The organism is Ascidiaceihabitans donghaensis (genome assembly GCF_900302465.1).
GTDB classification, from domain to species: domain Bacteria; phylum Pseudomonadota; class Alphaproteobacteria; order Rhodobacterales; family Rhodobacteraceae; genus Ascidiaceihabitans; species Ascidiaceihabitans donghaensis.
The window spans coordinates 129,402-141,785 of sequence record NZ_OMOR01000001.1; the positions used below are offsets into that span (position 1 = coordinate 129,402).

Genomic DNA, 12,384 nt, shown 5'->3' on the forward strand with positions numbered 1-12,384 from the left:
AACAATGGGTTGAATGAATGGAAACGATTTTTGCCTTAGCAAGCGCACAGGGCCGGGCAGGGGTTGCGGTGATCCGTATTTCCGGTCCAGACGCTTTGTATGCTGCTAAAACCCTAACGCACAGTTTACCGAATGACAGGGTCGCTGGGCTGCGGTCCTTGTTCGATGGGTCTGGAGCGCTTTTGGATAAGGCACTGGTTCTTTGTTTTGCAGGTCCACACAGTTTTACGGGTGAAGACGTCGTAGAATTTCATTTGCATGGCAGCATTGCGGTTGTGCAGGCAGTTATGAAAGAACTTTCAAACGGATCTTCGGTTCGCTTGGCTGAACCAGGTGAATTTACGCGTCGCGCTCTAGAAAACGGTCGAATGGATTTGGCACAAGTCGAAGGCCTCGCCGATTTGATTGAAAGCGAGACAGAAGCGCAACGTGTTCAAGCGCTAAAAACAGTTTCAGGACATCTGGGTGATTTGGTAGAAGGCTGGCGGTCTTCGTTAATCAGGTCCGCGTCATTAATCGAGGCGACAATAGATTTTGCAGATGAAGACGTACCAGTTGACGTTTCTCCTGAGGTCCGCGGTATTCTACAAAGCGTTCGGGATGAACTTGTCCGTGAAATTGACGGAAGCCATGTTGCGGAACGTATTCGTCTGGGTTTTGAGGTTGCAATCATAGGCCCCCCAAATGCGGGTAAGTCTACACTTCTGAACGCATTGGCCGGCCGCGATGTTGCTATTACGTCAGATATAGCGGGAACGACACGGGATGTGATCGAAGTTCGAATGGATTTGAACGGACTGCCTGTGACTTTCTTAGATACAGCGGGCCTTCGTGAAGGCCAAGATACTGTTGAACAGATTGGAATTGATCGTGCTTTGGATCGTGCCAAGCAAGCGGATTTACGCGTTGTTCTGGCTGAGGATGGTCGAGATTTTGGTCTAGATTTAACAGATGATGATATTGTGGTTGCACCTAAGGCCGATTTAACGGGTCAAGGTATCTCTGGCTTGACCGGCGTTGGTGTCGAAGGGTTGTTGAAGAGCGTTCAGACAACATTGTCCAAGCGCTCGTCCACTGCTGGTTTAGCGACACATGAACGTCATAGAGTTGCGATGACTGAAACCCACTCTGTACTACGTACAGTTCTGCCTCTTATTGATCGTGGACCTGAACACTATGATATTGCCGCGGAAGAGTTGCGAACTGCGGTTAGATCGCTGGAAGCATTGATTGGTCGCATAGACGTTGAAAACCTGCTAGACGAGATATTCGCAAGTTTTTGTCTTGGAAAATGATGGAGTGTTTCACGTGAAACATTTTGATGTTGCAGTTATTGGTGGTGGCCACGCAGGGGCAGAGGCCGCCCATGCGTCCGCCCGTATTGGCGCTAGAACTGTTTTGGTAACGATGTCACAAGCTGGAATTGGCGTGATGTCATGCAATCCGGCGATTGGTGGCTTGGGCAAGGGCCATCTCGTCCGGGAAATTGATGCGATGGATGGTGTGATGGGGCGTGTTGCCGACGCATCTGGTATCCAGTTTCGCCTTCTGAACCGGCGCAAGGGCCCTGCGGTTCAAGGACCACGGACGCAAGCCGATCGAAAACTCTATCGTAAAGCGATGCTTAACGAAACGCTTAACCGACCAAATCTTGATGTCCTGGAGGGCGAAGTTGTAGACTTCCTTATGGAGTCCGGCGCAGTTGTTGGTCTTATCTTGGCCGATGGTTCTGAAGTTCGCGCTGCAAAAACAATTCTTACCACCGGCACCTTTCTAAGGGGCGTGATCCACATAGGAGATGTGTCTAGATCGGGCGGCCGAATTGGTGATAAAGCGTCGGAACGCCTTGCAACGCGGATCGACAGCTTTGATCTGCCTCTGGGTCGGTTAAAGACGGGTACACCGCCGCGATTGGATAGTCGTTCAATAAACTGGGACGGACTGGAGATGCAGGAAGGAGATTCCGACCCTTCGATGTTCTCTTTCATGTCGAATGGTACAGATATTCCACAGATTTCCTGCGGGATTACGCACACTAATGAACGAACACACGAAATTATTGCCAAGAATCTCGAAAAGTCTGCGATGTATGGCGGACATATAGACGGAATTGGGCCTAGGTACTGTCCTTCGATCGAAGACAAGGTCGTTCGCTTTGCCGATAAAACCTCTCATCAAGTTTTCTTGGAACCTGAAGGGCTGGATGATCATACAATCTACCCAAATGGCATTTCAACATCGCTGCCGGAAAGCACTCAGGAAGAATATGTTTCCTCAATTGCAGGCTTGGAAAACGCAAAGATTTTGCAACCTGGATACGCAATCGAATACGATTACATCGACCCCAGAGCCTTGGACGGTAATCTAGCACTGCAAGATGTTCCAAACCTGTATTTAGCCGGTCAGATAAATGGAACAACGGGCTATGAAGAAGCGGCTGCGCAAGGTTTGGTTGCAGGCCTTAACGCTGGACTTACCGCTAAAGGTCTAGAACCCGTTCATTTTGGTCGCGGGACAAGTTATATCGGGGTCATGATCGACGATTTGACCACCCGCGGCGTAAGTGAACCGTATCGGATGTTCACATCAAGAGCAGAGTTCAGATTGTCCCTTAGAGCGGACAATGCGGATCAGCGGCTTACACCCACTGCAATAGGGTTGGGCGGCGTTTCCCAGAAAAGGGTACGTGTGTTTGAAGACAAGATGGAACGCTTGGAACAAGGCAGATCTGTCGTGTCTGATCAATTCTTTACGCCTAAGCAAATTGCAGAAGCTGGAATTCGGATAAATCAAGATGGGACAAAGCGAAACGCCTTTCAGCTATTGGCGTTTCCAGATGTAGTGTTCGATGATCTTGAAGCACTAGATAGTGATATCGGTACTTTGGATGATGAGACTAAAAAGCAGCTGTCTAGGGAGGCCTTGTATGCAAATTATATTGTAAGGCAAGAAAAAGACATAGCCCGATTGGCCAAGGATGAGGCCCATAAGATACCCGTTGCATTTGAGTACTCTACGATTGAGGGCCTATCGAACGAGTTGAAAACAAAGCTTGAAAAAACGCGACCATCCACTTTGGCACAGGCTGGGCGAATTGATGGGATGACGCCTGCGGCGCTCGCTTTGATCCTTGCAATTCTTAAACAACGTTCGCGGAAGTCGGCATGAGTGTACCTCCAGCTTGGCTTAACCTCGATGTTTCACGTGAAACAATGAACGATTTGACATCGTTCGTTTCGTTGGTAGAAAAATGGAATCCAAGAATAAACTTGGTCTCCAAGATGAGTGTTGCTGACATATGGGATCGTCACATATGGGATGCGGTGCAGATTGCTGACATCGTAAAGTTTGAAGAAAAATGGTTAGACATTGGAAGCGGCGGCGGTTTTCCGGGCATCGTTCTGTCTATCGTGGCAAAACAGCTGTCGCCAAAGACAGTTTTCACGTTGATTGAAAGCGATCAGAGAAAATGTGCATTCCTACGCACCGCTGTAAGGGAATTGGGCCTAAACGTTAACATTATCTCTGAGCGAATTGAGGCTGCAACGCCGCAGAAATCGAATGTTATGTCCGCCAGAGCGTTGGCAGATCTGAGTGCTTTGCTGCAATTTGCCCAGTATCATTTATTGCCCACAGGACTATGTGTTTTCCCCAAGGGGCAGACTTGGGTAAAAGAGATTACATCAGCGCAAGAAAACTGGTCTTTCACATACGAGGCGCATAAAAGCGAAACCAACCCAGATGCTGCAATCTTGACAATTAAGGACATTCGACGTGCCTGATTATATCACGCAAACGCTTCCAAAAATTGTTTCTGTGGTTAATCAGAAAGGTGGCGTCGGGAAAACCACGACATCTATTAATTTAGCAGCGGCTTTGGCTGAGGCTGGTCAGAAGGTCCTGGTTGTTGATCTCGACCCACAGGGAAATGCGTCCACAGGACTAGGTGTTGCGGCGCAAGATCGTGAATACACCACATATGAACTTTTGCTTGAAGATATCGACCTTAACGACGTCGTACAATCCACAAACGTAGAAAACCTGTCCATCGTTCCTGCAACTGTTGACCTGAGTTCTGCTGACATTGAGCTGATTTCAAATGAAAAACGCAGTTTTCTTCTTCGCGATGCTTTGCGACAGGTTCAAATGGAAGGCTTTGGTTTTGACTATGTGTTGATTGATTGTCCGCCGTCACTGAACCTGTTGACTGTAAACGCTTTGATTGCGTCGGACTCTGTACTGGTGCCCCTGCAAAGTGAGTTCTTTGCGCTGGAAGGGTTGTCTCAGCTGATGTTGACGATACGCGAAGTGCGCGAAACGGGTAATAAATCGCTTCGAATTGAGGGGATTGTGTTAACCATGTACGATGCACGGAACAACTTGTCCTTGCAGGTTGAGCAAGATGCACGAGACAATCTGGGTGATCTGGTTTTTAAAACAGTTATCCCCCGAAATGTTCGTGTAAGCGAAGCGCCATCTTTTGCGATGCCGGTGCTGAGCTACGATACGGCTTCAAAAGGGGCTGTTGCGTACCGCGCCCTGGCCGCTGAGATGATGCAAAACAACAAACAACTCTGAGAGGGCAATGAACATGGCAAATGGAAAAGACCGCAAACGCGGATTGGGTCGTGGATTGTCAGCGTTGATGGCAGACGTCTCGGAGCCTGACGCAGCGCTTTCTTCAGCACCGGCAGAGCGGTTTTTGCCCATTGAACAGATTGCTCCCAACCCTGATCAGCCGCGGAAGCGTTTCAATCAAAGTGATCTGGATGACTTAGCTGCGTCAATCAAGGAAAAAGGTGTCATTCAACCTTTGATCGTCCGGGAGATGGGCGCCAATAACTTTGAAATCGTTGCCGGGGAACGGCGCTGGCGTGCCGCCCAAATGGCGCAACTACATCAACTACCGGTTATAGTTCGTACGTTTTCAGACACTGAAGTGCTTGAAATCGCTATTATTGAAAACATTCAAAGAGCGGACCTCAATCCAATCGAAGAAGCCGCAGGCTATCGGCAGTTGATGGATCGTTTCGGGCACACTCAGGAAAAGATGGCAGAAGCTTTGGGCAAAAGCCGAAGCCATATTGCAAACCTACTCCGCCTGCTGCAGCTGCCCGACGATGTGGTGGAACTGGTTCAGCAGGGTGAATTAACAGCTGGACATGCACGTGCGCTGATCACGGCGCAAGATCCGTCGGGTTTGGCCAAAGCTGTGGTGAAGGGAGGCCTAAGCGTCAGGGCAACCGAGGCGTTGGTAAAGGCGGAAACAAATCAAGGCAGTAACATCTTCAAAGATAGTACTTCCAAAAAAGCAGGCACCGAAAAGGACGCTGATACGCGGGCTTTGGAAGCTGATCTATCAGCCGCTTTGGGCATGAAGGTCCAGATCACACATAAGAATGGCGGCGAGGAAGGCCAAATGTCCATTCAATACGGGTCACTGGATGACTTGGATGAATTGTGCCGCAAGTTAAGCGGTTCTTAGTCGGAAAGTAGGGCTTCCAAGACACCATTGAGAACGATAAAACCTTGATTTGAAACAACAATATCCGCCTCAGAGGGTGTTAATAATCCGTGTTCCAACAGGGTTTCTTCCGCTTTGCGATTAACGGGGTGCCCTGACAACGCCTCGTATCGTTTGCGGGACACACCGTTTTTCACCCGCAACCCCATCAACAGCAATTCGCTGGCTTGGTCCGCAGTGCTAAGCGCTGTGCGTGATTTTTCCGACGTGCCGGATGCGACGCTGTCGAGCCATCGTTGTGGATTGCTGTAAGCTTCGGTTGCAAAGCGTTGTCCATTGACTGTGACGCGTCCATGCGCACCCGGCCCGATCCCGATGTAATCCCCGTAGCGCCAATAGATCATATTGTGCCGAGATTGTGCGCCGTCGCGGGCATGATTGGACACCTCATAGGCCGGCATGTCGTGAGCCGAACAAATGGCCTGCGTGCGTTCATACATATCGGCGCCAAGGTCTTCGCTTGGAAGGCCCCGCAGTTTACCAATGTTGTAGCGATCCCCAAAGGCCGTGCCTTGTTCGATGGTGAGCTGATACAAAGATATATGGTCTATCGATAGGTTTAGAGCCTGATGAAGCTCTGTTTCCCACTGGTCCAAGGTTTGATCTTGTCGGCCATAAATCAAGTCAAAGCTAACACGTTCAAAGACCGTTCGCGCAATTTCAAAGGCGTTCATGGCGTCTTGCGCAGTGTGTATGCGCCCCAAACGCTTTAAGTCTGCATCGTTCAAAGCTTGAACGCCCATTGACACACGATTTATCCCCGCATCACGGAAAGCCTTGAACCTGCCAGCCTCGACCGAGCTTGGGTTGGCTTCAAGTGTTACTTCAAGATCATTGGCAGTGGGCCAAAACCGTTTGATCGCTTCCATGATGTCGCCAACCACATCGGGTTCCATCAAGCTGGGCGTGCCACCACCAAAGAAGACGCTGTGCAGAACCCGCCCTTTTGTTTCGGATGCGGTGCGTTCAAGTTCCGATAGGTAGGCAATCCGCCACGCATTATGATCTATGGACCGGACAACGTGACTGTTAAAGTCGCAGTAGGGGCATTTGGCCTCGCAATAGGGCCAATGGATATAAAGGCCGAAGCCCCCGTTTTCCCAATCTTCAGCCAAAACAGCCTGCGATCAGTTTGTTGAACGCATCTGCGCGGTGGCTGATTTCGTTCTTTTCGTCATGGGACATCTCGGCAAAGGTCCGAGAATGCCCGACAGGTTGAAACATGGGATCATATCCATGCCCCAAAGCGCCGCGCATGGGCCAAACGAGTGTACCTTCTGCAACGCCTTCAAAGATTTCTTCATGCCCATCGGGCCAGGCCAAGACCATTGTGGCGCAAAACCGTGCCGTTCTGGGATGGGGCGCGTCGCGTTCTTCCAAAAGGTCGTTGGTTTTGTTCATCGCCATGGTGAAGTCACGGCCATTTGGCGTTTCCGCCCAATCCGCAGTATAGACGCCCGGGGCGCCGTCCAACCCATCCACGACAATACCTGAATCATCCGAGAGGGCGGGCAGCCCCGTCGCTTTTACGGCTGCGACAGCTTTTATTCGGGCATTGCCGATAAAGGTATCTTCGGTTTCCTCCGGTTCAGCCAACTTTAGTTCAGCAGCCCCCACGACCGTGACGCCGTAGGGGGCAAAAAGCTCCTGCATTTCTTCCAGCTTGCCCGCGTTATGGGTGGCAAACAGCAGCTTTTTGTCTGTGAACGGACGGCTCATTTTGTTGCGGCCAGTTGTTTGGCAGCCAGTTCGCCCACGCCCTTTTCTGCAAGGTCCATCAGTTGGTTCATCTGATCGCGTGAAAAGACAGAGCCTTCGGCGCTCATCTGGACTTCGATCAAAGAACCAGAGCCTAACATGATGAAATTGCCATCAACGCCGGCTTCAGAATCCTCTGGATAATCGAGGTCCAGCACAGGCTGGCCTGCGTAAATCCCACAAGAAATGGCAGCGACAGGATCAACCAACGGATCAGACACAACGTCGCCTGCTTTCATCAGTTTGTTCACAGCCAAACGCAAAGCGACCCAACCGCCCGTGATGGACGCGCAACGTGTACCACCATCGGCTTGCAGCACATCACAATCGACGGTGATCTGACGTTCGCCCAATGCAGAACGATCCACACCAGCACGCAAAGCACGCCCGATCAGGCGCTGAATTTCCACGGTGCGCCCGCCTTGTTTGCCAGAAGCGGCCTCGCGCCGCATCCGTGTGTTGGTGGCACGGGGCAACATGCCGTATTCCGCAGTGACCCAACCCAGGCCGGACCCTTTGATAAACGGCGGCACGCGGTCCTCGATGGTGGCGGTGCACAACACATGGGTGTCACCCATTTTGATCAATGCAGACCCTTCCGCATGTTTCGTGAAGCCGGTTTCGATCGAAACATCGCGCATTTGGTCTAGTTCACGTCCGGAAGGTCGCATGATATATCCTTTTTGCTATGTCCGCGGGGATACCGCCCGTGGCATAAGGGATGCAACCCCAATGGTAAGAGAACCATAATGTCTGACGCGCCAAAGATGATCGAAGAGATGAACGACCGCTCGCGCGAAGTGTTTCGGCGCGTGGTCGAAGGGTATCTTGAAAATGGTGATCCCGTGGGGTCGCGCACCCTGACGCGGGATTTTAGTGAAAAGGTCAGCGCGGCCACGATCCGCAATGTGATGCAGGATCTTGAGTATATGGGGCTTTTGGACAGCCCTCATATCAGTGCGGGGCGCATCCCGACGCAGATGGGGTTGCGCATGTTTGTGGACGGTTTGATGGAAGTCAGCGTTCCTGACGACGGCGACCGCGAAAAAATCGATGCCACGATGGGGCGCAACGAAAGTGATGTGGGCGGGCTGTTGGATCGTGTGGGGTCGGCCTTGTCCGGTGTCACCCATGGAGCGTCGCTGGTGTTGACCCCCAAGCACGAAGCCCCGATCAAACACATCGAATTTGTGTCACTGGCTGCAGACCGCGCCTTGGTCGTTTTGGTGTTTGCGGATGGCCACGTGGAAAATCGCCTGTTCACGCCGCCCCCGGGGCAAACGCCAAGTTCAATGCGCGAGGCCGCCAATTTTCTGAATGCGCTGATCGAAGGCAAAACGCTGACAGATGTTCGTGGTGCGATCCAATCCGAAATTTCACTGCGCCGCCAAGAGATTGATGTGCTGGCACGCGATCTTGTCGACAGCGGCTTGGCTGTTTGGCAAGACGCAGGGGACCGGAATGAGCGATTGATTGTGCGCGGCCGGTCCAATTTGCTGGAAAGCGCCGGTCAACCCGACGATCTGGACCGCATCCGTACCTTGTTTGATGACCTTGAACGCAAGCGCGATATCTCGGAATTTCTGGAATTGACCGAGGGCGGCGACGGTGTGCGCATTTTTATTGGTTCTGAGAACAAACTTTTCTCACTTTCGGGTTCCTCTTTGGTCGTTTCCCCATATATGAACGCAGACCGTAAGATCATTGGCGCCGTCGGTGTCATTGGCCCTACGCGACTGAATTATGGACGGATCGTGCCGATTGTAGATTACACGGCGCAACTGGTGGGCAAAATGTTGTCCGACCGGAGTTAGAGGTAGAAAAATGGCTGACCCAGAGAACAACGACTTTTTGGATGACCTCGCAAATGCCGAGGCTGAAGAATTTGCGGATGAAATGGAAGAGATCGATGACGAGGCGCTTGACCTAGAAACGGTCACCGCGGAACGCGATGAATTTCGCGACCGGTTCATGCGGGCTTTGGCCGATGCGGAAAACGCCCGCAAACGGTCCGACAAGGATCGCCGCGAAGCTGAAAACTATGGCGGATCGAAACTGGCCCGCGACATGTTGCCTGTCTACGACAACATGAAGCGTGCGCTTGAAACAACGTCTGACGAACAGCGCGCTGTCGCAGGCCCGCTTTTGGAAGGCGTTGAGCTGACAATGCGAGAGCTTTTGAATGTGTTCAAAAAGCATGGCATCGAAGTGATAGCACCGGAAGTCGGAGACGCGTTTGATCCCCAGCATCACCAAGCGATGTTTGAGGCGCCTGTGCCCGGCACGAAAGCAGGCGACATCATCCAAGTTGCTGCGGAAGGGTTTATGTTACACGATCGATTGTTGCGCCCTGCCCAAGTTGGCGTGTCTTCCATGCCCGCAAGCTAGGATGTCTCCGGCGGGGATTTTTAGGAAAAAGACACTGCATAGCGCAGGATGGAGGCGGTCAGTTTTTGGCCGCCTCTTTTAGTTTGTAAATGAGGTTCAGCGCCTCACGTGGGCTAAGTTCGTCGGGGTGAATGGTGTCCAAAAGATCCACGGCGGGTGATGTTTTGGTTTGAATCGGGGCAGGGGGGGGCGTTGCCGAGAAAAGCGGCAGATCGTCGATCAGCGTTTTTTGCGCGGCACCTCCTTCGCGTTCTCCCTGTTCAAGCGCTTCAAGTACAACGCGCGCCCTTGCGATTACGGTTTCGGGCAATCCCGCAAGCTGGGCCACTTGAACGCCATAGGACCGATCCGCCGCACCCTTGTGCACTTCGTGCAAAAAGACAACTTCACCCTCCCATTCCTTCACGGCGACCGTTGCATTATCGACGCCGTCCAGCTTTCCTGAAAGGGATGTCATTTCATGGTAGTGCGTTGCAAAAAGGGCGCGTGATTTGTTGACGTCGTGCAGATGTTCCAGCGTCGCCCAGGCGATGGACAGGCCATCATAGGTTGCGGTGCCTCGTCCGATTTCATCAAGAATAACCAACGCATGATCATCTGCTTGGTTCAGGATCGCTGCCGTTTCCACCATTTCAACCATAAAGGTCGACCGCCCGCGCGCCAGATCGTCTGATGCGCCAACGCGACTGAACAGCTGGCTGACAATACCAATGTGGGCAGACGTCGCTGGTACAAAACTGCCCATCTGCGCCAACAAGGCGATCAAGGCATTTTGCCGTAAAAAGGTCGATTTACCCGCCATGTTCGGGCCCGTCAGCAACCAGATATTGGCGGTGTCTTCAGCGCTAAGATCACAGTCGTTGGCGATGAAGGTTTGCCCTTTGTCCCGCAAGGATTTTTCCACCACGGGGTGCCTGCCGCCTTCGATCGCGAATGCACGACTGTCGTCTACAATCGGCTTACACCAGTTTTCCACCCGCGCCAGATGCGCCATGGCGATTGCCAGATCAAGTTCTGCCAAAGCGCGGGCGGTTTGGTTGATAAGGGGGGCTTGGGCTAGGATCCCTTGCCTAAGAGTTTCGTAAATCCGTTTTTCGATTTCCAGCGCACGGTTGCCGGCATTGAGGATTTTAGTTTCCATTTCGGACAATTCGACCGTGGTGAACCGCACCTGATTTGCGGTGGTCTGACGGTGAATGAATGTTTCGTTCAGCGGTGCGGACAGCATTTTTTCCGCATGGGTTGATGTGGTTTCGATGAAATACCCAAGGACATTGTTGTGCTTGATTTTAAGAGTCGAAATGCCCGTTTTAGAGACGAAATCTTGTTGCATCGTAGCTATGACGCTGCGCCCCTCATCACGCAGCTTTCTTGCTTCGTCCAGCTCTGCATCATAGCCGTTTGCTATGAAACCTCCGTCGCGCGTCAACAGTGGGGGCTCGGCGATGAGGGCCTCGTCCAGCAAATCCATCAATGCGGTGTGACCTTGAAGGTCTTTTAGTGCGGCAATCAACAGTTTTGGTGCATCATTCAAACCGGCAGTGCCAATGTGTTCTGCTTCTGTCAGCCCGTTGCGAATTGCGGCCAGATCACGTGGACCACCGCGATCCAGAGACAATCGTGACAAAGCGCGATCAAGATCAGGCACTTTGCGCAATTGGTCCCGAATTGTGTCTGCGGTCTGCTTGGCATCGAACGCGTAGGACACAGCGTCCAATCTGTTCTGAATCGTCTCTAACTGGCGGGATGGGCCCGAAAGCCGACGCTCAAGAAGGCGCCCGCCGCCCGCGGTCACAGTGTGATCGATAACCGAAATCAGTGATCCGGCGCGTCCGCCAGACAAAGCTTGGGTTAGCTCAAGATTGCGGCGTGTTGCAGCATCGATTTGTACGCTTCCGCGATGGGTTTCCTGCCGTGGGGTCTGCAGCAGCGGCAATTTTCCCTTTTGCGTGATATTTAGGTACTCGATGACGGCGCCCATGGCCGCAATTTCTGCGCGGTCAAAGTTACCGTAGGCGTCCAGTGCGCTTACAGAAAACAAATCACAAATTCGCTTTTCGCCTGACATGCTGTCAAAGCTGGCGCGGGATAAATCCGTCATCGGAATGCCGAAATCAGAGACTAATTCGCGCAAATCCTCTATTTGCCCTTCGGACACGATCAGTTCGGACGGGGACAATCGCGCAAGTTCGGGACCCAAGCGCGTTTGCGTTGTCTGCATGACGTGGAAAGCGCCTGTTGAAATATCAACCCAGGCCAAAGCAGCTTGATCGCGGACCTCTACGAAAGCTGCGAGGAAATTGTGCCGACGTGCTTCCAGAAGGCTGTCTTCCGTTAATGTTCCCGGTGTGACCAGCCGGACAACATCACGCTTTACGACCGATTTAGAGCCTCTTTTCTTAGCTTCTGCCGGACTTTCAAGTTGTTCACAAACCCCGACTCGAAAGCCCTTGCGGATCAGCGTCAGCAAGTACCCTTCGGCTGCGTGGACGGGTACGCCACACATCGGTATATCTGCGCCGTCGTGCTTGCCGCGCTTGGTCAAGGCGATATCCAGCGCTTCGGCGGCGTTTACGGCGTCTTCAAAGAACATTTCGTAAAAGTCGCCCATCCTGTAGAATAGCAACGCATCGGGATGTGCTGCTTTGATCTCAAGATATTGCGCCATCATAGGCGTGACGGTCATGGATTGTCCCTCAGCAAATGTTGCCAGA

11 protein-coding genes are annotated in these 12,384 nt (G+C 52.1%); 7 read left to right on the forward strand and 4 right to left on the reverse strand.

The features are described from left to right. Positions 1 to 17: 17 nt before the first annotated feature. The 5 genes from mnmE to ASD8599_RS00670 are packed head-to-tail and all read left to right on the forward strand — an operon-like array spanning position 18 to position 5,485. Positions 18 to 1,295: a tRNA uridine-5-carboxymethylaminomethyl(34) synthesis GTPase MnmE gene (gene mnmE / locus ASD8599_RS00650; RefSeq protein ID WP_108826752.1), complete on the forward strand. Its 1,278-nt coding sequence runs from the start codon at positions 18 to 20 to the stop codon at positions 1,293 to 1,295. Positions 1,296 to 1,299: 4 nt separating this feature from the next. Further along, positions 1,300 to 3,168, forward strand: a complete 1,869-nt coding sequence (gene mnmG, locus ASD8599_RS00655; protein WP_181364538.1) for a tRNA uridine-5-carboxymethylaminomethyl(34) synthesis enzyme MnmG — start codon at positions 1,300 to 1,302, stop codon at positions 3,166 to 3,168. After that, positions 3,165 to 3,782 carry a 16S rRNA (guanine(527)-N(7))-methyltransferase RsmG gene (gene rsmG, locus ASD8599_RS00660; protein ID WP_108826753.1) on the forward strand — a complete coding sequence of 206 codons (618 nt, stop codon included), beginning with the start codon at positions 3,165 to 3,167 and terminating at the stop codon, positions 3,780 to 3,782. Before mnmG ends, rsmG begins: the two co-directional genes overlap by 4 nt. Then, positions 3,775 to 4,578: a ParA family protein gene (locus ASD8599_RS00665; protein ID WP_108826754.1), complete on the forward strand. Its 804-nt coding sequence runs from the start codon at positions 3,775 to 3,777 to the stop codon at positions 4,576 to 4,578. Before rsmG ends, ASD8599_RS00665 begins: the two co-directional genes overlap by 8 nt. 13 nt (positions 4,579 to 4,591) lie before the next feature. Continuing rightward, positions 4,592 to 5,485, forward strand: a complete 894-nt coding sequence (locus ASD8599_RS00670; protein WP_181364372.1) for a ParB/RepB/Spo0J family partition protein — start codon at positions 4,592 to 4,594, stop codon at positions 5,483 to 5,485. Here the strand turns inward: ASD8599_RS00670 and hemW are convergent. The 3 genes from hemW to rph are packed head-to-tail and all read right to left on the reverse strand — an operon-like array spanning position 5,482 to position 7,953. After that, positions 5,482 to 6,639, reverse strand: a complete 1,158-nt coding sequence (hemW, locus tag ASD8599_RS00675) for a radical SAM family heme chaperone HemW (protein WP_108826756.1) — start codon at positions 6,637 to 6,639, stop codon at positions 5,482 to 5,484. The two genes, ASD8599_RS00670 and hemW, sit on opposite strands and share 4 nt — an antisense overlap. After that, a complete protein-coding gene (rdgB, locus tag ASD8599_RS00680; RefSeq protein ID WP_108826757.1) occupies positions 6,632 to 7,243 on the reverse strand; it encodes an RdgB/HAM1 family non-canonical purine NTP pyrophosphatase in 612 nt (203 codons plus the stop codon). Before rdgB ends, hemW begins: the two co-directional genes overlap by 8 nt. Beyond that, positions 7,240 to 7,953 (reverse strand): ribonuclease PH, encoded by a 714-nt coding sequence (gene rph, locus ASD8599_RS00685; protein WP_108826758.1) that lies wholly within the window; start codon positions 7,951 to 7,953, stop codon positions 7,240 to 7,242. The genes rdgB and rph overlap by 4 nt, the downstream gene beginning before the upstream one ends. A 78-nt stretch (positions 7,954 to 8,031) precedes the next feature. On the opposite strand from rph, the gene hrcA reads away from it, so the two are divergent. After that, the gene (gene hrcA / locus ASD8599_RS00690) at positions 8,032 to 9,096 is read left to right on the forward strand and encodes a heat-inducible transcriptional repressor HrcA (protein WP_108826759.1); all 1,065 of its coding nucleotides are present in this window, start codon (positions 8,032 to 8,034) and stop codon (positions 9,094 to 9,096) included. Between the two features lie 10 nt (positions 9,097 to 9,106). Then, positions 9,107 to 9,670: a nucleotide exchange factor GrpE gene (locus ASD8599_RS00695; RefSeq protein WP_108826760.1), complete on the forward strand. Its 564-nt coding sequence runs from the start codon at positions 9,107 to 9,109 to the stop codon at positions 9,668 to 9,670. A gap of 58 nt (positions 9,671 to 9,728) precedes the next feature. Here the strand turns inward: ASD8599_RS00695 and mutS are convergent, their stop codons facing one another. Further along, on the reverse strand, positions 9,729 to 12,356 hold the full coding sequence (mutS, locus tag ASD8599_RS00700) for a DNA mismatch repair protein MutS (protein WP_108826761.1): 2,628 nt from the start codon (positions 12,354 to 12,356) through the stop codon (positions 9,729 to 9,731). Between the last annotated feature and the right edge of the window lie 28 nt (positions 12,357 to 12,384).